General features: G+C 68.0%; 25 protein-coding genes and 1 tRNA gene. 23 read left to right on the forward strand and 3 right to left on the reverse strand.

The window, feature by feature from the left end:
- Positions 1 to 125: 125 nt before the first annotated feature.
- From argB to tatC, 13 genes are all read left to right on the forward strand, one after another.
- A complete protein-coding gene (gene argB / locus SM757_RS03005; protein WP_322464311.1) occupies positions 126 to 1,037 on the forward strand; it encodes an acetylglutamate kinase in 912 nt (303 codons plus the stop codon).
- The gene (locus tag SM757_RS03010) at positions 1,037 to 1,735 is read left to right on the forward strand and encodes a pyrimidine 5'-nucleotidase (RefSeq protein ID WP_066331738.1); all 699 of its coding nucleotides are present in this window, start codon (positions 1,037 to 1,039) and stop codon (positions 1,733 to 1,735) included. Before argB ends, SM757_RS03010 begins: the two co-directional genes overlap by 1 nt.
- 173 nt (positions 1,736 to 1,908) lie before the next feature.
- On the forward strand, positions 1,909 to 2,556 hold the full coding sequence (gene slmA, locus SM757_RS03015; RefSeq protein ID WP_322464312.1) for a nucleoid occlusion factor SlmA: 648 nt from the start codon (positions 1,909 to 1,911) through the stop codon (positions 2,554 to 2,556).
- Positions 2,557 to 2,574: 18 nt separating this feature from the next.
- Positions 2,575 to 3,249 (forward strand): ligase-associated DNA damage response endonuclease PdeM, encoded by a 675-nt coding sequence (pdeM, locus tag SM757_RS03020; RefSeq protein WP_322464313.1) that lies wholly within the window; start codon positions 2,575 to 2,577, stop codon positions 3,247 to 3,249.
- Positions 3,250 to 3,346: 97 nt separating this feature from the next.
- Complete coding sequence (locus SM757_RS03025; protein ID WP_322464314.1) at positions 3,347 to 4,276, forward strand: ATP-binding protein; 930 nt, start codon at positions 3,347 to 3,349, stop codon at positions 4,274 to 4,276.
- Positions 4,269 to 4,742, forward strand: a complete 474-nt coding sequence (locus tag SM757_RS03030; protein WP_322464315.1) for an NUDIX domain-containing protein — start codon at positions 4,269 to 4,271, stop codon at positions 4,740 to 4,742. Before SM757_RS03025 ends, SM757_RS03030 begins: the two co-directional genes overlap by 8 nt.
- Positions 4,743 to 4,755: 13 nt before the next feature.
- Entirely contained in the window at positions 4,756 to 5,151 is a 396-nt protein-coding gene (gene hisI, locus SM757_RS03035; protein ID WP_066331756.1) for a phosphoribosyl-AMP cyclohydrolase, read from the forward strand.
- Positions 5,148 to 5,510: a phosphoribosyl-ATP diphosphatase gene (locus tag SM757_RS03040; protein WP_066331758.1), complete on the forward strand. Its 363-nt coding sequence runs from the start codon at positions 5,148 to 5,150 to the stop codon at positions 5,508 to 5,510. Before hisI ends, SM757_RS03040 begins: the two co-directional genes overlap by 4 nt.
- A 24-nt stretch (positions 5,511 to 5,534) precedes the next feature.
- Positions 5,535 to 5,933, forward strand: a complete 399-nt coding sequence (locus tag SM757_RS03045; RefSeq protein WP_322464316.1) for a DUF4870 family protein — start codon at positions 5,535 to 5,537, stop codon at positions 5,931 to 5,933.
- A gap of 25 nt (positions 5,934 to 5,958) precedes the next feature.
- A complete protein-coding gene (locus tag SM757_RS03050; protein ID WP_066331763.1) occupies positions 5,959 to 6,306 on the forward strand; it encodes a histidine triad nucleotide-binding protein in 348 nt (115 codons plus the stop codon).
- 97 nt (positions 6,307 to 6,403) lie between these two features.
- The gene (gene tatA / locus SM757_RS03055) at positions 6,404 to 6,637 is read left to right on the forward strand and encodes a Sec-independent protein translocase subunit TatA (RefSeq protein WP_066331765.1); all 234 of its coding nucleotides are present in this window, start codon (positions 6,404 to 6,406) and stop codon (positions 6,635 to 6,637) included.
- A gap of 13 nt (positions 6,638 to 6,650) precedes the next feature.
- Complete coding sequence (gene tatB / locus SM757_RS03060) at positions 6,651 to 7,133, forward strand: Sec-independent protein translocase protein TatB (RefSeq protein WP_322464317.1); 483 nt, start codon at positions 6,651 to 6,653, stop codon at positions 7,131 to 7,133.
- Complete coding sequence (gene tatC, locus SM757_RS03065; RefSeq protein ID WP_066331776.1) at positions 7,130 to 7,927, forward strand: twin-arginine translocase subunit TatC; 798 nt, start codon at positions 7,130 to 7,132, stop codon at positions 7,925 to 7,927. Before tatB ends, tatC begins: the two co-directional genes overlap by 4 nt.
- 19 nt (positions 7,928 to 7,946) lie before the next feature.
- Here tatC and SM757_RS03070 read toward each other — a convergent pair whose 3' ends face one another.
- Positions 7,947 to 9,110: a S1C family serine protease gene (locus SM757_RS03070; protein ID WP_322464318.1), complete on the reverse strand. Its 1,164-nt coding sequence runs from the start codon at positions 9,108 to 9,110 to the stop codon at positions 7,947 to 7,949.
- 15 nt (positions 9,111 to 9,125) lie between these two features.
- Between SM757_RS03070 and SM757_RS03075 the strand changes: the two genes are divergently transcribed.
- Positions 9,126 to 9,878, forward strand: coding sequence for a Nif3-like dinuclear metal center hexameric protein (locus SM757_RS03075; RefSeq protein ID WP_322464319.1), 753 nt, complete (start codon positions 9,126 to 9,128; stop codon positions 9,876 to 9,878).
- Between the two features lie 8 nt (positions 9,879 to 9,886).
- The gene (pdxA, locus tag SM757_RS03080) at positions 9,887 to 10,936 is read left to right on the forward strand and encodes a 4-hydroxythreonine-4-phosphate dehydrogenase PdxA (protein ID WP_322464320.1); all 1,050 of its coding nucleotides are present in this window, start codon (positions 9,887 to 9,889) and stop codon (positions 10,934 to 10,936) included.
- 18 nt (positions 10,937 to 10,954) lie between these two features.
- Here the strand turns inward: pdxA and mscL are convergent, their stop codons facing one another.
- Entirely contained in the window at positions 10,955 to 11,413 is a 459-nt protein-coding gene (gene mscL / locus SM757_RS03085) for a large conductance mechanosensitive channel protein MscL (protein ID WP_066331784.1), read from the reverse strand.
- A gap of 214 nt (positions 11,414 to 11,627) precedes the next feature.
- Between mscL and petA the strand changes: the two genes are divergently transcribed.
- From petA to SM757_RS03115, 6 genes are all read left to right on the forward strand, one after another.
- Positions 11,628 to 12,227: a ubiquinol-cytochrome c reductase iron-sulfur subunit gene (gene petA / locus SM757_RS03090; RefSeq protein ID WP_066331787.1), complete on the forward strand. Its 600-nt coding sequence runs from the start codon at positions 11,628 to 11,630 to the stop codon at positions 12,225 to 12,227.
- A gap of 25 nt (positions 12,228 to 12,252) precedes the next feature.
- Positions 12,253 to 13,653, forward strand: a complete 1,401-nt coding sequence (locus SM757_RS03095; protein ID WP_066331790.1) for a cytochrome b — start codon at positions 12,253 to 12,255, stop codon at positions 13,651 to 13,653.
- Positions 13,654 to 13,676: 23 nt separating this feature from the next.
- Positions 13,677 to 14,447: a cytochrome c1 gene (locus SM757_RS03100; RefSeq protein WP_066331794.1), complete on the forward strand. Its 771-nt coding sequence runs from the start codon at positions 13,677 to 13,679 to the stop codon at positions 14,445 to 14,447.
- 108 nt (positions 14,448 to 14,555) lie between these two features.
- Entirely contained in the window at positions 14,556 to 15,173 is a 618-nt protein-coding gene (locus SM757_RS03105) for a glutathione S-transferase N-terminal domain-containing protein (protein WP_066331796.1), read from the forward strand.
- A 3-nt stretch (positions 15,174 to 15,176) separates the two neighbouring features.
- Positions 15,177 to 15,695 carry a ClpXP protease specificity-enhancing factor gene (locus SM757_RS03110; protein ID WP_322464321.1) on the forward strand — a complete coding sequence of 173 codons (519 nt, stop codon included), beginning with the start codon at positions 15,177 to 15,179 and terminating at the stop codon, positions 15,693 to 15,695.
- A 45-nt stretch (positions 15,696 to 15,740) separates the two neighbouring features.
- Positions 15,741 to 15,816: transfer RNA gene (locus SM757_RS03115), tRNA-Thr, on the forward strand.
- 75 nt (positions 15,817 to 15,891) lie between these two features.
- Here the strand turns inward: SM757_RS03115 and SM757_RS03120 are convergent.
- Positions 15,892 to 16,191, reverse strand: coding sequence for a hypothetical protein (locus tag SM757_RS03120; protein WP_238455673.1), 300 nt, complete (start codon positions 16,189 to 16,191; stop codon positions 15,892 to 15,894).
- 178 nt (positions 16,192 to 16,369) lie between these two features.
- Between SM757_RS03120 and secA the strand changes: the two genes are divergently transcribed.
- Positions 16,370 to 19,105, forward strand: a complete 2,736-nt coding sequence (secA, locus tag SM757_RS03125) for a preprotein translocase subunit SecA (RefSeq protein ID WP_066331805.1) — start codon at positions 16,370 to 16,372, stop codon at positions 19,103 to 19,105.
- Positions 19,106 to 19,153: 48 nt separating this feature from the next.
- Positions 19,154 to 20,383, forward strand: a complete 1,230-nt coding sequence (argJ, locus tag SM757_RS03130) for a bifunctional glutamate N-acetyltransferase/amino-acid acetyltransferase ArgJ (RefSeq protein WP_322464322.1) — start codon at positions 19,154 to 19,156, stop codon at positions 20,381 to 20,383.
- The last annotated feature ends 37 nt before the right edge of the window (positions 20,384 to 20,420 follow it).

Raw genomic sequence — 20,420 nt, forward strand, 5'->3', positions numbered from 1 at the left:
GCACCCGCGCGTCAAGACCCTGGCCGGGGCTTGAACCGCGCCACCTACAATTCGCGCCGCCAAAACCGCCGTTCCTTGGCGGCCCGTCCCTGCCGTGCAGGCCTTCTCCAGCACCGAATCCGCCCATGAGCACTCCCGACCCCAGCACGCCCGACCTGTCTCACGTGGCACCGCGCGAAAAGGCCGAAATCCTGGCCCAGGCGCTGCCCTACATCCGCCAGTTCCACGGCAAGACCATCGTCATCAAGTACGGCGGCAACGCCATGACGGACCCGGCGCTGCAGCAGGACTTCGCCGAGGACGTGGTGCTGCTCAAGCTCGTGGGCCTGAACCCCGTCGTGGTGCACGGCGGCGGCCCGCAGATCGACGAGGCACTCACCCGCGTGGGCAAGAAGGGCCAGTTCATCCAGGGCATGCGCGTGACCGACGAGGAGACGATGGAAGTCGTCGAGTGGGTGCTCGCAGGCCAGGTGCAGCAGGACATCGTGGGCCTGATCAACGCCGCCGGCGGCAAGGCCGTGGGCCTGACCGGCCGCGACGGCGGGATGATCCGCGCCCGCAAGCTCAAGATGGTCGACCGCGACGACCCCGAGAAGCTGCACGACATGGGCCAGGTCGGCGAGATCGAGAGCATCGACCCCAGCGTGGTCAAGGCGCTGCAGGACGACCAGTTCATCCCCGTCATCAGCCCCATCGGCTTCGGCAAGGAAAACGAGTCCTACAACATCAACGCCGACCTGGTGGCCGGCAAGCTCGCCGAGGTGCTGCGCGCCGAGAAGCTCGTCCTGCTCACCAACATCAAGGGCGTGCTGGACAAGGAAGGCAAGCTGCTGACGGACCTCACCGCCAAGCGCATCGACGAGCTCTTCGCCGACGGCACCATCTCCGGCGGCATGATGCCCAAGATCGCCTCCGCCCTGGACGCGGCCAAGAACGGCGTGCACGCCGTGCACATCATCGACGGCCGCGTGCCGCACGCCATGCTGCTGGAGATCCTGACCGACCAGGCCTACGGCACCATGATCCGCTCGCACTGATGGCGGCTGTGCCGGGCGGCCCGCCGCGCGGCCGCCCCCGTGCGGCGCGCGTGTGGCTGTTCGACCTGGACAACACGCTGCACGACGCCTCGGCGTCCGTGTTCGGCGTGCTGAGCCCCGCGATGACGGACTACATGGTCCGCGAGCTGGGGCTGCCGCACGCCGAGGCCGACGCGCTGCGCCGCCGCTATTGGGCCCGCTACGGCGCCACGCTGCTTGGGCTCATACGCCACCACGGCGTCAAGCCCGCGCATTTCCTGCACCACACGCACCTGCTGCCCGGCCTGGAAGACAGGCTGCGCACGCATGCGCACGACGTGGCGGCGCTGCAACGGCTGCGCGGGCGCAAGTACATCCTCACCAACGCGCCGCGCGCCTACGCGCTGCGGGTGTTGGGCGCGCTTGGGCTGCTGGCGCTGTTCGATGGCGTGCTCACCATCGAGGACATGCGCGTCTTCGGCCACTGGCGGCCCAAGCCGGACGTGCGCATGCTGCGGCGCATTTGCGTGCGCCTGGGCGTGCCGCCCGCGCAGTGCGTGCTGGTGGAGGACACGCTGGAGCACCAGAAGGGCGCGCGCCGCCTGGGCATGGGCACGGTGTGGATGCAGCGCTGGGCGCACCGCGCCGGCCAGCGCTGCTCGGCGCGTCCGCCCTACGTGGACCGCCGCGTGCGGCGCCTGGCGGCACTTTGCCGCTGAGCGGGGCGCCAGCCGGCTGAAGGCGCCTGAAATCGGCTTTTACGCGCGGCGGCACGCCGTAGAACGCTTGCGCCGCGACGGCAACCCGCCGTTCGCATGGTGGGAGACGGATGCGGGGGTGGGCCGGGGCTGGCCAGAATCCGCCGGTTTTCCAACCCCACGGGGACCCTGCCATGTCCGACCTCAGCGATGCCGCCGGCGCGCGCGACCTGATTCCGCCGGCCCTGGATGCACGCAAGCGCCCGCGGCCCGGCGAGCGCAAGGCGCAAATCCTGCAAGCGCTGGCGGCCATGCTGGAGCAGCCCGGCAGCGAGCGCGTGACCACCGCGGCGCTGGCGGCGCGGCTGTCCATCAGCGAGGCGGCGCTCTACCGCCACTTCGTGAGCAAGGCGCAGATGCTGGAGGCGCTGATCGAGTTCATAGAGACCAGCGTGTTCACGGCGCTGGAGCCGCCGGCGGACCACGCCGCCGGCAGCGACGGCGACGCGCAGGCCCGCCGCGCGCTGGCGGTGCTGCTGCAGTTCGCCGAGCGCCATCCGGGCATGGCGCGCCTGATGGCCGGCGACGCGCTGGCGCACGAGGACGAGCGCCTCAACGCCCGCATGAACGCCTTCTTCGAGCGGCTGGAGGGCCATGTGCGCCAGCACCTGCGCGCCGCGGCGCAGGAGGCCGGATCGGCCTCGCCCACGGCCGACGCGCAGGTGCAGGCCTCGGCGCTGTGCGCCTTCGCCCTTGGGCGGCTGCAGCGCTTCGCGCGCTCTTCCTTCCAGCGCGCCCCCACCGAACACCTGGAGGCCGTGCTGGCGCTGGTGCTGCGCTGAAGGCGGCACCATGCCGCCATGGGCCCTGGCGGTGAATCGATCGAAACGCAAGAAATCTGGGTGGAGCGCGGTGGCGAGCGGCTGAAGCTGCTGGCCGAGCGCGCGTTGTGGTGGCCCGCGCAGCAGGCGCTGCTGGTGGCGGATGCGCACTTCGGCAAGGCGGCGAGCTTTCGCCGCTTAGGCGTGCCGGTGCCGCAGGGGACGACGGGGCACAACCTCGACGTGCTGACCCGGTTGGCCGCGCGCCACGGTGCCCGGCGGCTGCTGGTGCTGGGCGACTTTCTGCACTCGGTGCACGCGCATGCCGTCGAAACGCTCTCGGCGCTGTCGGCTTGGCGCGAGGCGCACGCGGCGCTGGACATCACGCTGGTGCGCGGCAACCACGACGACCGTGCGGGCGACCCGCCGCCGTCGCTGGGCATCACGGTGGTGGACGAGCCGCTGCGCCTGGACGGCCTGGCGCTGTGCCACCACCCGCGGCCGGTGAGCGGCGCCTACGCGCTGGCCGGTCACCTGCATCCGTGCATCACGGTCGGCCGCGGCTTCGAGCGGCTGCGGCTGCCGTGCTTTCACTTCACGGCCGAGGTCGGCGTGCTGCCGGCTTTCGGGGCCTTCACCGGCATGCATCCGGTGCGGGTGGCGCGGGGGGACGAGGTGTATGCGGTGGCGGGGGAGGTCGTCAGGCGGGTGTAGCCGCGGCCCGGCGGCGTCCGCCCCGTCACCGGAAGGCCACGGAGCCCTGGCTACACTGCGCAGCCTTGCAAAACCCGCGTCGTCCGTCTTTCCCGCCATGCCTGATTTCGATTCGCTGATCGCGCGCGCCGAGGCGCTGTTGAGCCGCCTGGAGGCGGTGCTGCCGCAGCCGCTGGCCGCGCCGGACTGGGCGGCGTCCGTGGCCTTCCGCTACCGCCGCCGCCGTGGCGCCGGGGTGCTGGAGCCGGTGCGCCACGTCGCGGGCATTCGCCTGTCCGACCTCCAGGAAGTCGAGCCGCAAAAGGACAAGCTGCTGCGCAACACCGCGCAGTTCGTGGCCGGCAAGCCCGCCAACAACGCGCTGCTCACGGGCGCGCGCGGCACGGGCAAGAGCTCGCTGGTCAAGGCCTGCCTCAACGAGTTCGCGCCGCAGGGCCTGCGCCTCATCGAGGTGGACAAGGCCGACATGGTGGACCTGCCGGACCTGGTGGAGCTGGTCGCCTCGCGCGCCGAGCGCTTCATCATCTACTGCGACGACCTGAGCTTCGACGAGGGCGAGCCGGGCTACAAGGCGCTGAAATCCATCCTGGACGGCTCCGTGGCCCAGGCCAGCGACAACGTGCTGATCTACGCCACCAGCAACCGCCGCCACCTGCTGCCCGAGTACATGAAGGAAAACCTCACGTACACGCACACGGCCGATGGCGAGGTGCATCCGGGCGAGGTGGTGGAAGAAAAGATTTCCCTTTCCGAGCGCTTTGGCCTGTGGGTGAGCTTCTATCCCTTCAGCCAGGGCGAGTTCCTGGCCATCGTGGCGCAATGGCTGCGCAACCTGGGCGTGCCTCAGGACCAGATTCCGGCCGCGCAGAAGGCCTCGCTGGTGTGGGCGCTGGAGCGCGGCTCGCGCTCCGGCCGCGTCGCTTACCAGTTCGCCCGCGATTGGGCCGGCCGCGCCCATGGCGACGACCTGGCCCCGGCGCCGGCCGTGGCCGACGACGAGCCGCCGCAGGGGCTGGACCATGTCTGAGGTGGTGCGCGCCCCGGCGCTGCAAGGCCGCACGCCCGTGGCCGTGGCCGTGGGCGTGCTCATCGAGCGCGACGCCGCCGGGCGGGAAGGGCGCTTCTTGCTCACCAGCCGGCCGCAGGGCAAGGTCTACGCCGGGCATTGGGAATTCCCGGGCGGCAAGCTCGAAGCCGGCGAGAGCGTCGAGGAGGCGCTGCGGCGGGAACTGCACGAGGAGTTGGGGATCGACATAGACGTCGCCGCCGTGCAGCGCTGGAAAGAAGAAATGTTCGATTACCCGCACGCGCTGGTGAGGCTGCACTTTTGCAAGGTGTTCGCCTGGCGCGGCGAGTTCGAGATGCGCGAGGCGCAGCAGATGGCCTGGCAGACGCTGCCGGTGCAGGTGCGGCCCGTGCTGCCGGGCACCATCCCGGTGCTGGAGTGGTTCGCGCAGGAGCGCGGCCACGCCGGGCCCACCCATATTGACTGAGTACACTGAAACGATGGATTGGCTGGATGAAGTGAAGTGGGACCGCGACGGTCTCGTGCCCGCGATCGCACAGGAAGCGTCCAGCGGCGACGTGCTGATGGTCGCGTGGATGAACCGCGAGTCGCTGGCGCTCACGCTGCAGCGCGGCGAGGCCGTCTACTGGAGCCGCTCCCGGGGCCGCCTCTGGCACAAGGGCGAGGAGTCGGGCCACGTGCAGCAGGTGCACGAGATCCGCCTGGACTGCGACGCCGACGTGGTGCTGCTCAAGGTGACGCAGCGCGGGCACGAGCCCGGCATCGCCTGCCATACCGGGCGCCACTCCTGCTTCTACCGCCGGCTGGACAAGGACAGCGGCGCCTGGAGCCCGGTGGACCCGGTGCTCAAGGACCCGGAGAGCATCTACAAATGAGCGAAGAACAAACAAGCCCCTTCGGCGACGCGGTGCTGTCGCGGCTGGCCGAGGTGATCGAATCGCGCCTGCCCGCCAACGGCGGCGACCCGGCCAAGAGCTACGTCGCCAAGCTCTCGGCCAAGGGCCTGGACGCCGTGCTCAAGAAGGTGGGCGAGGAGGCCGTGGAAGTCGTGATGGCCGCCAAGGACGGCGCCCGTGACAAGGTCATCTACGAGGTGGCGGACCTGTGGTTCCACAGCCTGGTGGCGCTGGCCCAGTTCGGCCTGCACCCGTCGGACGTGCTGGCCGAGCTGGCGCGGCGCGAGGGGCTGTCGGGGCTGGAAGAGTTCGCCCAGCGCACTCAAAACAAGGGCTGAACCCCAGCCCGCGGGAGAAACGCCATGGCCACGCCGCCGGTGCTGCCGCCTGACAACGAGCCCGCCTGGGAGCGCGAGCGCCATCTGCGCACGATTGGCCAGATCAGCTACGCGCTGCACGCCATCGTGGCCGTGGGCGCGGTGCTGCCGGCCTTCCAGCCCAGCGTGCTGCTGCTGGTGGCGGCCTTCATCCTGGACCTGGTGAAGCGGGACGACGCGCTGGGGAGCTGGCAGGAGTCGCACTTCCGCTGGCGCATACGCAGCGTGCTGTGGGCCGCGGGGCTGTACCTGCTCACGGCGCCGCTGTGGCTGCTGTTCGTCGCCCCGGGCTGGATCGCCTGGGGCCTGGTCTCCATCTGGTTCCTCTACCGCGTGGTGCGCGGCTGGCTGTCTCTCAACGAGCGCCGCGCCATGCCTGACTGAACATCCACAACGACGACGCCCGCCCATGAGCACCGACCCCAACTGCATCTTCTGCAAGATCGCCGCCGGCCAGATCCCGTCGCGCAAGGTCTACGAGGACGACGACTTCATCGCCTTCCACGACATCAACCCCTGGGCGCCGGTGCACATCCTGCTGGTGCCCAAGCAGCACCTCCCGTCCATGGTCGAGGTCGGTCCGGAGCACGCGGCGCTGCTGGGCAAGATGATGTCCACGGGCCCGCGCCTCATGCGCGAACTGGGCGTGACCAACGGCTTTCGCACCATCGTCAACACCGGCGCCGACGGCGGCCAGGAGGTTGGGCACCTGCACATCCACTTCATCGGCGGCCCCCGTCCGTGGTCCAAGGGGTGAAATAAATGCAGCGGCCGCCGTGGCGGCCATGCCCGGGCGGGGAAAGCTGTCATGCGGCGCACCCTAGAATCCCGGGATTGAACAAGGAGTTCCGAACATGGGTTCTTTCAGCATCTGGCATTGGCTGATCGTGCTGCTGGTGGTGGTGCTGATCTTTGGCACCAAGAAGCTCAAGAATTTGGGCTCTGACCTGGGTGGCGCGGTCAAGGGTTTCAAGGACGGCATGAAGGGCGGCATGGATTCGGAGACGCCCGCTCCTCCGCAGCAAGTGACCATCAACAAGTCCACCGATCCGAACACGGTGGACGTCGAGGCCAAGACCAAGTCCTGAGGCCGGCCGCGGGATGATCGACTTCGGTTTCGACAAGCTGGCGCTCATCGGGGCGGTGGCGCTCATCGTCATCGGCCCCGAGAAGCTGCCGCGCGTGGCGCGCACGGTGGGCCACCTCGTGGGCAAGGCGCAGCGCTATGTGGCTGACGTCAAGGCCGAGGTCAACCGCTCCATCGAGCTCGATGAACTCAAAAAAATGAAGACGCAGTTCGAGGATGCGGCACGCAACGTCGAACAAAGCGTGAACCAGGAGCTGCACGACACCACGCGTGACCTGCAGCAAAGCTGGCAGGACTCGGGCTTCGGCGCCGGCACGGCGGGCGAATCGTCCAGCCTGGAGCCGCCGCCGCTGAGCTACCAGCCGCCGCGCAAGAACTGGCGGCTCAAGCGCGGCGCCATGCCGCTTTGGTACAAGCAGCGCAACGGCGTGCGCACCCGCGCGCAGTCCGGCGCGGCACGGGTGGCGCGTTTCCGTCCGCCGCGTGCATCCTCATGAGCGGCCAGACGCCCAAGGACGAACTTGAGGGCACCGAGCAGCCGTTCGTCGAACATCTGGTCGAGCTGCGCGACCGTCTGATCAAGGCCCTGCTGGCCGTCGGCGTGGTCTTCGCCGTGCTGGCCGTCTACCCCGGCCCGGCCGGGCTGTACGACCTGCTGGCCGCGCCGCTGGTGGCCAACCTGCCCCAGGGCGCGACGCTGATCGCCACCAGCGTCATCTCGCCCTTCCTGGTGCCGCTCAAGATCACGCTGATGGCGGCCTTCCTGGTCGCGTTGCCCGTGGTGCTCTACCAGGTCTGGGCCTTCGTGGCCCCGGGCCTGTACTCGCACGAAAAGCGCCTGGTGCTGCCGCTGGTGGTGGCCAGCACGGTGCTGTTCGCCTCCGGGGTGGCGTTCTGCTACTTCTTCGTGTTCGGCCAAGTGTTCAAGTTCATACAGAGCTTTGCGCCCAAGAGCATCACGGCGGCGCCGGACATCGAGGCCTACCTCAGCTTCGTGCTGACCATGTTCATCGCCTTCGGCGCCGCCTTCGAGGTGCCGGTGGCTGTGGTGCTGCTGACGCGCATGGGCGTGGTGACGATCGACCAGCTCAAGGCCTGGCGCGGCTACTTCATCGTGGTGGCCTTCATCGTCGCCGCCGTGATCACGCCGCCGGACGTGGTCTCGCAGCTCTCGCTGGCGCTGCCCATGTGCCTGCTCTACGAGCTGGGCCTGTGGTCCGCCAAGATCTTCATCCGCGCCACCAAGGCGCCGGATGAGGAAGAGGCCGGCAGCAGCGACAAGACGGCCTGAGGCGCCTCCTGGCGTCCGCTCACTGCTCGCGCTGCCCCGGCTTGGGCCGCTGGCCCACGGTGAGCTTGATGTCCAGCGCTTCGTTGCCGCGCTGCACGCCGATGACGGCGTCGCTGCGCGGCTTGAGCTCGGCCACCGCGCCCAACAGCTGGGCGGTGTTGGCCACAGGGCGGCCGCCGACTTTGGTCACCACGTCGCCGGGCTTCATGCCGGCACGGCCGGCCGGGCCGTTCTGAAGCACGCCGGAGATCAGCACGCCTTCGCGCACGGGCAAATTGAAACTCTGGACGAATTCCGGCGTGAGGTTTTGCGGCTCCACGCCAATCCAGCCGCGCGTGACCTGGCCGTCGCGGATCAGGCTCTCCATGACCTGCCGCGCCGTGTCGGCCGGGATGGCGAAGCCAATGCCCAAGCTGCCGCCGCTGCGCGAAAAAATGGCCGTGTTGATGCCCACGAGCTGCCCGCGCGCATCCACCAGCGCGCCGCCGGAGTTGCCGGGGTTGATGGCGGCGTCGGTCTGGATGAAGTTCTCGAAGGTGTTGATGCCCAACTGGTTGCGGCCCAGCGCGCTGACGATGCCGGACGTGACCGTCTGGCCCACGCCGAAGGGATTGCCTATGGCCAGCACCACGTCGCCCACCTGCAGCGCCTCGGTGGTGCCGAAAGTGATGGCAGGCAGGCGCGGCAGGTCGATCTTGAGCACGGCCACGTCGGTTTCCGGGTCGCTGCCCACCAAGCGGGCCTGGGCCTGGCGGCCGTCGGCGAGCTGCACCTCGATGTCGTCGGCGTCTTCGATGACGTGGTTGTTGGTCAGCAGGTAGCCGCCGCTGGAGACGATGACGGCCGAGCCCAGCCCTTTTTGCGGTTGCGAGGGGCCCTGGCCGTCGCGGAAGAAGAAGCGGAACCACGGGTCTTCGGCATGCAGGTTGCCGCGCACCGCACCTTTGCGGGCCACGACGCTGACCACCGTGGGCGCGGCCACGCGGGCCGCGGCGCTGTAGCCCACGCCGGCCGGTGCCGACGCGCCCGGCGCCGGAGGCGAGGCGCTGGAAATCGCCACGACTTCAGGCATGGCCTGGCCCGGCGCGCGCTGCAGCCACTGCGGCTTGAGCGTGGACACCACGAACAGCAGCGCGACGGCCACCGTCACGGCCTGCGAGAAAATCAGCCAGGTTCTGCGCATGAAAGGAAGCGGGCTATGGGCAGCGTGACGCGTGCCGAGATGGAGCAATACCTGAACCAGGCGCTGGCGGCGGACCGCTTCAAGGATTATGGGCCGAACGGCCTTCAGGTCGAGGGGCGGGCGACGGTGCGGCGGCTGGTCTCCGGCGTGACGGCCAGCCGCGCGCTGATAGAGGCGGCCATTGCCGAGGGGGCCGACGCCCTCCTGGTGCACCACGGCCTGTTCTGGCGTGGCCAGGACGGGCGGCTGACGGGCTGGCTGGCCGAGCGCGTGCGGCTGCTCATGCGCCACGACATCAGCCTCTTCGCCTACCACCTGCCGCTGGACGCCCACGCCGAGCTAGGCAACAACGCGCAGTTGGGCCTGCAGTTGGGCTTGGCGGCGGACGCGCGCTTCGGCGAGCAGGACCTGGGTTTCATCGGCGACGGCCAGGGGCTGGCGCTGCCGGCGCTGGCCGAGCGCGTGCAGCAGCGCCTGGGCCGCGTGCCGCTGGTGCTGCACGGCGACGGCCGCGCGCTGCGGCGCATCGCCTGGTGCACGGGCGGCGCGCAGGGCTGGTTCGAGGCCGCCATCGCCGCCGGTGCCGACGCCTACCTCACCGGCGAGGTGTCCGAGCCCCAGGCCCACTTGGCGCGCGAGACGGGCGTGGCCTTCCTCGCCTGCGGCCACCACGCTACCGAGCGCTACGGCGTCCCGGCGCTGGCCGCGCACGTGGCCGAGCGCTTTGGCCTGGAGCACCGCTTCATAGACATCGAGAACCCGGCTTGAATCACGACATGCAAACCCATCCGCCGCAGCCGCAGCAACCCCTGCTCGTGACCATGGGCGACCCGGCCGGCATAGGCCCGGAGATCGTGCTGCGCGCCCTCATGCGCGAGGACGCACCCGCCGCGCTGGTGCTGGGCTGCCCTCAGTCGCTGCGCCGTGCCTCGGCACTGCTCGGCGAATCCGCCTGGCCCATGGCCGTGCTGGAGTCGCCGGCCGACCTCGCGGCCTGCCCACCGCGCTGCATCCCCGTGTGGGCGCCGCCGGGGCTGCCTGAAGGCCTGGAATCGCTGCCCTGGGGCCAGGTGGACGAGCGCGCCGGCCGCGCCGCGGCCGTGTGCATAGAAGCCGCGGTGTGGCTGCTGCAGCAGGGCACGGGCCGCGCCATCGTCACCGCGCCCATTCACAAGGAGGCGCTGTCCGCCGCCGGCGTGCCTTTCCCGGGTCACACCGAGATGCTGCAGGAACTGGCCGCGCTGCCCGGGGGCGAGCCGCCGCCGGTGCGCATGATGCTGGCCAACGAGGAGCTCAAGGTGGTGCTGGTCACCATCCACATGGCGCTGCGCCGCGCGCTGGAGGTGCTGGATTTCGAGGGTGTGCTCTCCACCATCCGCATCGCTCACCAGGCGGCCGCGGCCTGGGGCCAGGCGGCGCCGCGCATCGCCGTGGCGGGCCTGAACCCGCACGCGGGCGAGGGCGGCCTGTTCGGCGACGAGGAGTTGCGCTACATCGCCCCGGCCGTGCAGGCCGCGCGCGATGAAGGCATCGACGCCCGCGGGCCCTTCGCGCCGGACACGGTGTTCATGCGCGCACGCCACGCGCCGCCGCGGCACCCGGGCGAGTTCGACTTGGTGGTGGCCATGACGCACGACCACGGCCTGATCCCGGTGAAGTACCTGGGGGTGGAGGAGGGCGTCAACGTCACGCTGGGCCTGCCCTTCGTGCGCACCAGCCCGGACCACGGCACGGCCTTCGACATTGCCGGCCGCGGCGTGGCCGACGACGCCAGCCTGCGCGCGGCGCTGCGCATGGCGCTGGCGCTCAGCGCCAGCGCGGGCTGAGCGCCTGCAGGCCCGGGTTTACTGGGCCGGCGGCTGGGTTTGCCGCAGCGCGTCGCGGATTTCGCGCAGCAGCACGATGTCCTCGGGCGCGGCGTCCGGCGTCGTGGCCGGCGGCGGCGCGGGTTCCTCGCGGCGCAGCCGGTTGATCTGCTTGACCATCAAAAAGATCACGAAGGCCAGGATCATGAAATTCAGCGCCACCGTGATGAAAGTGCCGTAGGCAAACAGCGGCACACCGGCTTTGGTCAGCGCGTCGTAAGTCATTGGGCCGCTGTAGCCCGGCGGCGGATCGGCCAGGCGGATGAAGTAATTCGAGAAATCCAGCCCGCCGACGAGCCGTCCCACCAGCGGCATGATCAGGTCCTTGACCACCGAATCGACGATGCGCTGAAACGCCGCGCCGATGATCACGCCGACTGCCAGGTCGACCACGTTGCCTTTCATTGCAAAGGCTTTGAATTCAGAAAAGAAACTCATCCTCCGGTCCTTTCTAGGGGTTTTCTCCAAGTTTGTAGCGCCGCGCAGACAGGCGGCGACCGGGAGTATTGGCTTAGTTTGATGGAGGTCAAATACCGCAGGCGTGAGTAATTCTCTCGCTGGGGAGCGTCAGCCATTCGAAAGGCTTCCTGTCAATCCTTCCCCGCTAGAATCTAGGGTTGCCCCTGAATCCGGAAAAGTTCCTGAGGAAGCTATGACAAAGCCTGAAGTCGACCAAGGCCGCCGCACCTGGGTGGCGATTGCCTGTGGCGCGGGTGCCGTGGGTGGCGTGGCCGCAGCCGTGCCGTTCGTGAGCACCTTCACGCCCTCCGAGCGAGCCAAGGCCGCTGGTGCCGCCGTCGAGGCGGACATCAGTGCGCTCAAGCCCGGCGAAAAAATGACCGTGGAATGGCGCGGCAAGCCGGTGTGGATCGTCAAGCGCACTCCGGAACAACTGGCCGGCCTGAAGAAGACCGATGCCCAGGTGGTGGACCCGAACTCCCAGCGCAAGCCCGCCGAGCTCACGCCCGAGTACGCGCGCAACGAGCACCGCTCGATCAAGGAGGACATCCTGGTCGTGGTGGGCATCTGCTCGCACCTGGGCTGCTCGCCCAGCGACAAATTCCAGGCCGGCGCGCAGCCCTCGCTGCCGGACGATTGGCAAGGCGGCTTCCTGTGCCCCTGCCACGGCTCGACCTTCGACATGGCGGGTCGCGTCTTCAAGAACAAGCCCGCTCCCGACAACCTCGAAGTGCCGCCGCACATGTACCTGTCGGACACCAAGCTGTTGATCGGCGAGGACAAGAAGGCCTGATTTCCAGGTTCCCGGAGAACACCTCATGGCTGAATTCAAGACCTTACCCGCCGATGCGCCGGTCGCCCAGAAGCTGCTGAACTGGGTCGACAACCGCTTTCCGGCTTCCAAGCTCTACAAAGAGCACATGTCGGAGTATTACGCTCCGAAGAATTTCAACTTCTGGTACATCTTTGGCTCGCTGGCGCTGCTGGTGCTGGTGATCCAGATCGTCACCGGCATTTTCCTGGTGATGCACTACAAGCCGGACGCGAACGTTGCCTTCGCATCCGTCGAGTACATCATGCGCGACGTGCCCTGGGGCTGGCTGGTGCGCTACATGCACTCCACCGGCGCCTCGGCCTTCTTCGTCGTGGTCTACCTGCACATGTTCCGTGGCCTGCTCTACGGTTCGTACCGCAAGCCGCGCGAGCTGGTGTGGATCTTCGGCTGCGCCATCTTCCTGTGCCTGATGGCCGAAGCCTTCATGGGCTACCTGCTGCCCTGGGGCCAGATGAGCTACTGGGGCGCGCAGGTGATCGTGAACCTGTTCGCCGCCGTGCCCTTCGTCGGCCCGGACCTGGCGCTGCTGATCCGCGGCGACTACGTCGTGTCGGACGCCACGCTCAACCGCTTCTTCAGCTTCCACGTCATTGCCGTGCCGCTGGTGCTGCTGGGCCTGGTGGTGGCGCACATCATTGCGCTGCATGAAGTGGGCTCCAACAACCCCGACGGCGTGGAAATCAAGGCCAAGAAGGGCGCCGACGGCCACCCGCTGGACGGCATCCCCTTCCACCCGTACTACACGGTGCACGACATCTTCGGCGTGAGCATGTTCCTCATGGCCTTCAGCGCCGTGCTGTTCTTCATGCCTGAGTTTGGCGGCTACTTCCTGGAGTACAACAACTTCATCCCGGCCGACCCGCTCAAGACGCCTCCGCACATTGCCCCGGTGTGGTACTTCACGCCGTTCTACTCGATGCTGCGCGCAACGACCGACGTGATGGTCAACGTGCTGTCCGTGATCGTGGGCCTGGCCGCCGTGCTGGCCGTGCTCAAGGGCAAGCTGCCGGGCAAGGCCAAGCTGGGCGTGCTGGTGGGCGCCGTGGTGGCCGTGGTCCTGCTCAAGACCTTCGACGCCAAGTTCTGGGGCGTGGTGGTGATGGGCGGCGCCGTGATCATCCTGTTCTTCCTGCCCTGGCTGGACTGCAGCCCGGCCAAGTCGATCCGCTACCGTCCGAGCTGGCACAAGTACCTGTACGCCGTGTTCGTGGTCTTCTTCGTGGTGCTGGCCTACCTGGGCATCCAGCCGCCGTCGGAGATCGGCACCCTCGTGGCGCAGGTGGGCACGCTGTTCTACTTCGGCTTCTTCCTGCTGATGCCGTGGTGGAGCCGTGTGGGCGAATTCAAGCCGGTGCCTGATCGCGTCGTGTTCAAGGCGCATTGAGGCGACAAGCCGGAGAAGCTCGAATGAAAAAGTTCATCCTCTCATTGCTGGCCACCCTGGCCATGGCCACGTCCGCCTTCGCTTCCAGCGGCGGCATCGCCTGGGACAAGTTCCCCGCGGACAAGCTTAACGACATGGCCGCGCTGCAAAACGGCGCCAAGCTCTTCGTCAACTACTGCCTCAACTGCCACTCGGCGGCCTACATGCGCTACAACCGCATGCGCGACATCGGCCTGACCGAGGAGCAGATCAAGGGCAACCTGATGTTCGCCACCGACAAGGTCGGCGACCTGATGAAGGTGTCCCTGGACGCCCGCCAGGCCAAGGAGTGGTTCGGTGCCACGCCGCCTGACCTGACCGTCATCGCGCGCTCGCGCGCCGACGGCTCCAAGGGCAGTGGTGCTGACTACCTTTACACTTACCTGCGTACCTTCTACCGCGACCCTGCCAAAGCCACCGGCTGGAACAACCTGGTTTTCCCCAGCGTGGGCATGCCCCATGTGCTGTGGGAACTGCAAGGCCAGCGCGTAGCCAAGTTCGAGGAAGAGAAGGACCCGCACGACGCCGCCAAGGTCACGCATGTGTTCAAGGGCTTCGAGCAGGTGACCCCTGGCAAGCTTGACGCCGCTGGCTACGACAGCGCCGTGGGCGACCTGGTGGCCTACCTGCAGTGGATGGGCGAGCCGGTGCAAAAGCAGCGCGTACGCCTGGGCGTGGCGGTGCTGATCTTCCTGGGTCTGTTCACCTTCATCGCCTGGCGCTTGAACGCTGCCTACTGGAAGGACATCAAGTAAGACTGGCGTTCAGCAGGCCCTAGTGGCCGAAAAAGCCTGCGCAGTGGGTGGCGTTGCCGCCCACTGCGCTTCATCATTTTCTGAAGAGACAAACAAGGAGCCGCTTCCATGATGGTGCTCTACTCCGGAACCACCTGCCCCTACTCGCACCGCTGCCGTTTCGTGCTGTTTGAAAAGGGCATGGACTTCGAGATCCGCGACGTCGATCTCTTCGCCAAGCCTGAAGACATCGCGCTGATGAACCCGTACAACGAGGTGCCCATCCTCGTTGAACGCGATCTCATCCTGTACGAGTCGCACATCATCAACGAGTACATCGACGAGCGCTTCCCGCACCCGCAGCTGATGCCCGGCGACCCCGTGGCGCGTGCGCGCGTGCGGCTGTTCCTGCTCAACTTCGAAAAGGAGCTGTTCACGCACGTCAACGTGCTCGAAGGCCGCGGCCAAGCCGTCAAGCCCACCGACAAGCAGTTGGAGAAGGCGCGCGCCCAGATCAAGGACCGCCTCACGCAGCTCGCGCCCATCTTCGTCAAGAACAAGTACATGCTGGGCGACGACTTCTCGATGCTGGATGTGGCCATCGCCCCGCTGCTGTGGCGCCTGGACTACTACGGCATCGACATGTCCAAGAACGCCGCACCGCTGCTCAAGTACGCCGAGCGCATCTTCTCGCGCCCGGCCTACATCGAGGCGCTGACGCCGTCCGAGAAGGTGATGCGCAAGTAAGCCATGAGCGAGGCCTCCACCGACCAGGGCTCCAGCACGCGCCCCTACCTGATCAGGGCGCTGCACGACTGGTGCACCGACAACGGCTTCACGCCCTACCTGGCGGTCTACGTGGACCGCAGCGTGCAGGTGCCGCTGGAGTACGTGAAGAACAACGAGATCGTGCTCAACATCGGCTTCGAGGCGACCTCGGGACTGAAGCTGGGCAACGAATTTATCGAGTTCAAGGCTCGCTTCGGCGGCCGTGCGCGCGAGATCGTGGTGCCGGTGGACCATGTGGTGGCCATCTATGCCCGCGAGAACGGGCAGGGCATGGCCTTCCCGGCGCCCACGGTCTCCGAGCCGCCGGCCGAGACGGCGGCGCCCGCTGCGCCGTCGCCCGCGCCGCAGGGCTTGCGCCTGGCCACGGCCGAGCCCGAGGCCGCCGCACCGGCGCCCGTGGAAGACGACGAGGCGGCCACGCCCGAGCCGCCGCCGGAGCCGCCCACGCCGGGCCGTCCGTCGCTCAAGCGCATCAAGTGAAAAGGTGAAGCCAGCGGCGGCTAAAATGCCGCCGCTGTACGCCGTGCCGGCTTAGCTCAGTTGGTAGAGCAGCTGCCTTGTAAACAGCAGGTCATCCGTTCGATTCGGATAGTCGGCACCACCAAGCAAACTCAATGATTCACGGCGCGTACCGCTTGCGGTGCGCGCCGTTTTTCTTGGCGCGGCCGAAACCCGCTCAGCCCTCCAGGGGGCGCAGGTGAATGCGGATGCGCTTGTCGCCAAAGCCCGCGTCGCGCAGTTGCTGCTCCATGCGCGGCAGCAGTTGGCGCAGCTTGGCCGCGACGGCGGCGTTGGAGGCCAGCAGTGTCCAGCCTTCCTCGTCCACGGGGCCGGCGCGCAGTTGCTGGCGCAGGGCCAGGGGCAGGACGCGGGTGGCGACTTCGAAGCGCTGGTTGGAGTCGCGCAGGCGCTGCGCCAGGCGCTGCAGCGCGGCGTTTTCGTCCAGCACTTTGGACAGCGGCAGGGCGGGTGGCATGGTGGTGGCCATCGCCAAAGTGTAGCTAGAGCGCGCAAGGCTGCCCCGCGGGCGCGGCCTTGATGCCGGGCAAGGCGGCGTCGGCCGGGCGTCACGGGGCCGCAAAGACCCGGGTGTTAAACTGCCCGGCTTGCCCGCCGCGGCGGCCCGCGGCTTTGCTCCTCTTCATTTCCACTGCATGTTGCCCAAGCTCCTGACCCAGATTTTCGGCAGTCGCAACGACCGCCTCCTGAAGCAGTACCGGCGCGTGGTGGAGCAAATCAACGCCCTGGAGCCCCAGTTCGAGAAGCTCGACGACGCGGCTTTGCAGGGCAAGACCAACGAGTTTCGCCAGCGGCTGGCCCAGGGCGAGACGCTGGATGCGCTGCTGCCCGAAGCCTTCGCCACCGTGCGCGAAGCGGGCAAGCGCGTGCTCAAGATGCGCCACTTCGACGTGCAGCTCATAGGCGGCATGACCCTGCACCAGGGCAAGATCGCCGAGATGCGCACGGGCGAAGGCAAGACGCTCATGGCCACGCTGCCGGTCTACCTCAATGCGCTGCCCGGCAAGGGCGTGCACGTGGTGACGGTCAACGACTACCTCGCCCGCCGCGACGCGGAGTGGATGGGCCGGCTCTACAACTGGCTGGGCCTGTCCGTCGGCGTGAACGTGCCGGGCCTGGCCCGCGAGGAAAAGCAGGCCGCCTACGCCGCCGATGTCACCTACGGCACCAACAACGAATTCGGCTTCGACCTGTTGCGCGACAACATGGTTTACGAAGTCGCCGACCGCAGCCAGCGCGGGCTGAACTACGCCATCGTGGACGAGGTGGACTCCATCCTCATCGACGAGGCGCGCACGCCGTTGATCATCAGCGGCCAGGCCGAGGACCACACCGAGCTCTACGTGCGTATCAACGCCGTGGTGCCCCAGCTCAAGAAGCAGATCGGCGAAGCCGACCCGCGCACGGGCGAGGGCGTCATCGAGCCCGGCGACTTCACGGTGGACGAGAAGTCGCACCAGGTCTACCTCACCGAGGCCGGCCACGAGCACGCCGAAGAAATCCTGGCCGAGGCCGGGCTGCTGGCCGAAGGCGCGAGCCTCTACGACCCGGCCAACATCACGCTCATGCACCACGTCTACGCGGCGCTGCGTGCACGCCACCTCTACAACCGTGACCAGCACTACGTGGTGCAGAACGGCGAGGTCGTGATCGTTGACGAGTTCACCGGCCGCCTCATGACGGGCCGGCGCTGGAGCGACGGCCTGCACCAGGCCGTGGAAGCCAAGGAAGGCGTGCAGATCCAGAGCGAGAACCAGACGCTCGCCTCCATCACGTTCCAGAACTACTTCCGCATGTACGCCAAGCTCGGCGGCATGACCGGCACGGCCGACACCGAGGCCTACGAGTTCCAGGAGATCTACGGGCTGGAAACGGTGGTGATTCCGCCCAACCGGCCCACCGTCCGCAAGGACGAGCTGGACCTGGTCTACAAGACGACCAAGGAAAAGTACGACGCGGTCATCAAGGACATCCAGGACTGCCACCAGCGTGGTCAGCCCGTGCTGGTGGGCACGACCTCGATCGAGAACTCCGAGATCGTTTCCGAGCTGCTGCAAAAGGCCAAGTTGCCGCACCAGGTGCTCAACGCCAAGCAGCACGCCAAGGAGGCCGAGATCGTGGCCCAGGCCGGCCGCCCGGGCGTGATCACCATCGCCACCAACATGGCCGGCCGCGGCACGGACATCGTGCTCGGCGGCAGCGTCGAGAAGCAAGTCCAGCTCCTGGAGGCCGACGACAGCATCCCCGCCGACGAGAAGGCGCGCCGCATCCAGCAGTTGCGCGACGAGTGGGCCGGCCTCAACGCCCAGGTCAAGGCCGCCGGCGGCCTGCGCATCATCGCCACCGAGCGGCACGAGAGCCGCCGCATCGACAACCAGCTGCGCGGCCGCTCCGGCCGCCAGGGCGATCCGGGCAGCTCGCGCTTCTACCTGAGCCTGGACGACTCGCTGATGCGCATCTTCGCGGGCGACCGCGTACGCGCCATCATGGACCGGCTCAAGATGCCCGAGGGCGAGGCCATCGAGGCCGGCATCGTCACGCGTTCCATCGAGAGCGCGCAGCGCAAGGTCGAGGCCCGCAACTTCGACGTGCGAAAGCAGCTGCTGGAATACGACGACGTCTCCAACGACCAGCGCAAAGTCATCTACCAGCAGCGCAACGAGATCCTGGAAGCGCAGGCGTTGGACGAGCAGATCGCCAACCTGCGCCGCAGCACCATGACGGAGCTGGTGCGCCAGCACGTCCCGGCCGAAACGCTGGAAGAGCAGTGGGACCTGACCAGCCTGGAGCGCGCGCTGCGCGAGGAGTGGCAGATCGAGCTGGCGCTGAAGTCCTTTGTGGAAGGCAGCCAGTCCGCCACGGACGAGGACATCCTTGAAAAGGTCGTGGCCGCCGCCGACGAGATGTTTGCCTCCAAGGTCGCGCTGGTGGGCGCCGAGCAGTTCACGCCCTTCATGCGCATGGTGCTGCTGCAGTCCATAGACACGCACTGGCGCGAGCACCTGGCAGCGCTGGACTACCTGCGCCAGGGCATACACCTGCGCGGCTATGCGCAGAAGAACCCCAAGCAGGAATACAAGCGCGAAGCCTTCGAGCTCTTCGCCCAGCTGCTGGACGTGGTCAAGAACGAGGTCACGCGCGTGCTCATGACCGTGCGCATCCAGACCCAGGAGCAGGTGGCGCAGGCCGCCGAGGCCATAGAAGAGCGCGCCGGCCACGTCGGCAACGTGACTTACACGCATCCCAACGACGACGGCTCGGTGTCGCAGGACACCGACCCCGCCGGCGAGGTGCCCAAGGTCGGCCGCAACGATCCCTGCCCCTGCGGCAGCGGCAAGAAGTACAAGCAGTGCCACGGCAAGCTCAGCTGAGCCTGCAGCCCCGCCGCTGAGCCGTATCGCAGCCTAGGAGTCGAACCCATGCCCGTGAACCTGACCGCGCCTGATCCCGCCACGCTTTCGCCCGTGCCGGGCGTGCGCATTGGCATCGCCATGGCCGGTGTGCGCAAGGCCAACCGCCGTGACCTGACCGTGATGACCCTGTCCGAGGGCTCGGCCGTGGCCGGCGTGTTCACGCTCAACCGTTACTGCGCCGCGCCGGTGCAGCTCTGCCGCGAGCACCTGGCCGCCGGCAACGGCGTGCGCGCCATCGTCATCAACACCGGCAACGCCAATGCCGGCACCGGCGAGGACGGCTTGGTGCGCGCGCGCCGCACCTGCATCGCGCTGGCCAAGCAACTGGACCTTTCGCCGGAACAGGTACTGCCTTTTTCCACCGGCGTGATCATGGAAACGCTGCCGGTGGAGCGCATAGAGGCCGGGTTGCCGGCGGCGCTGGCCGACCTCAAGGACGACAACTGGGCACTGGCGGCCGAGGGCATCATGACCACGGACACGCTGCCCAAGGCGGCGTCGCGGCAAGTGCAGATCGGTGGCCGCATCGTCACCGTCACCGGCATCAGCAAGGGCGCCGGCATGATCCGGCCCAACATGGCCACCATGCTGGGCTTCGTCGCCACCGACGCCGTGATCGCCCCCGCGCTGCTGCAGCCCCTGGTCAAGGAAGCCGCCGACGCCAGCTTCAACCGCATCACCATTGACGGCGACACCTCCACGAACGACTCGTTCGTGCTGGTCGCCACCCGCCAGGCGGGCCACGACGAGATCACCGCGCTCGACTCCGCCGAGGGCCAGGCGCTGCGGGAGGCGGTGATTGCCGTGTCGCAACAACTGGCGCAGGCCATCGTCCGTGACGGCGAGGGCGCCACCAAGTTCATCACCGTGCGCATTGACGGCGGCCGCACCGAGGCCGAATGCCGCCTGGCGGCCTACGCCATCGCGCACTCGCCGCTGGTGAAAACCGCCTTCTTCGCCAGCGACCCCAACTTGGGCCGCATCCTGGCCGCGGTGGGCTACGCCGGCATTGACGACCTGGACCAGAACCTCATCGACCTGTTCCTGGACGACGTGCACGTGGTGGTGAAGGGGGGGCGGCATCCCGGCTACCAGGAAGCCGATGGCCAGCGCGTGATGAAGCAGTCCGAGATCACGGTGCGGGTGGACCTGCACCGCGGCGACGCCAGCGCCACCGTCTGGACCTGCGATCTCTCGCACGACTACGTCAGTATTAACGCCGACTACCGCTCCTGAGTTGTCGCGCGGCGGGCGGCCCAACGGTGCCGCCCGC

Source organism: Azohydromonas lata, from assembly GCF_034427735.1.
Taxonomy (GTDB): Bacteria; Pseudomonadota; Gammaproteobacteria; order Burkholderiales; family Burkholderiaceae_C; genus Azohydromonas; species Azohydromonas lata.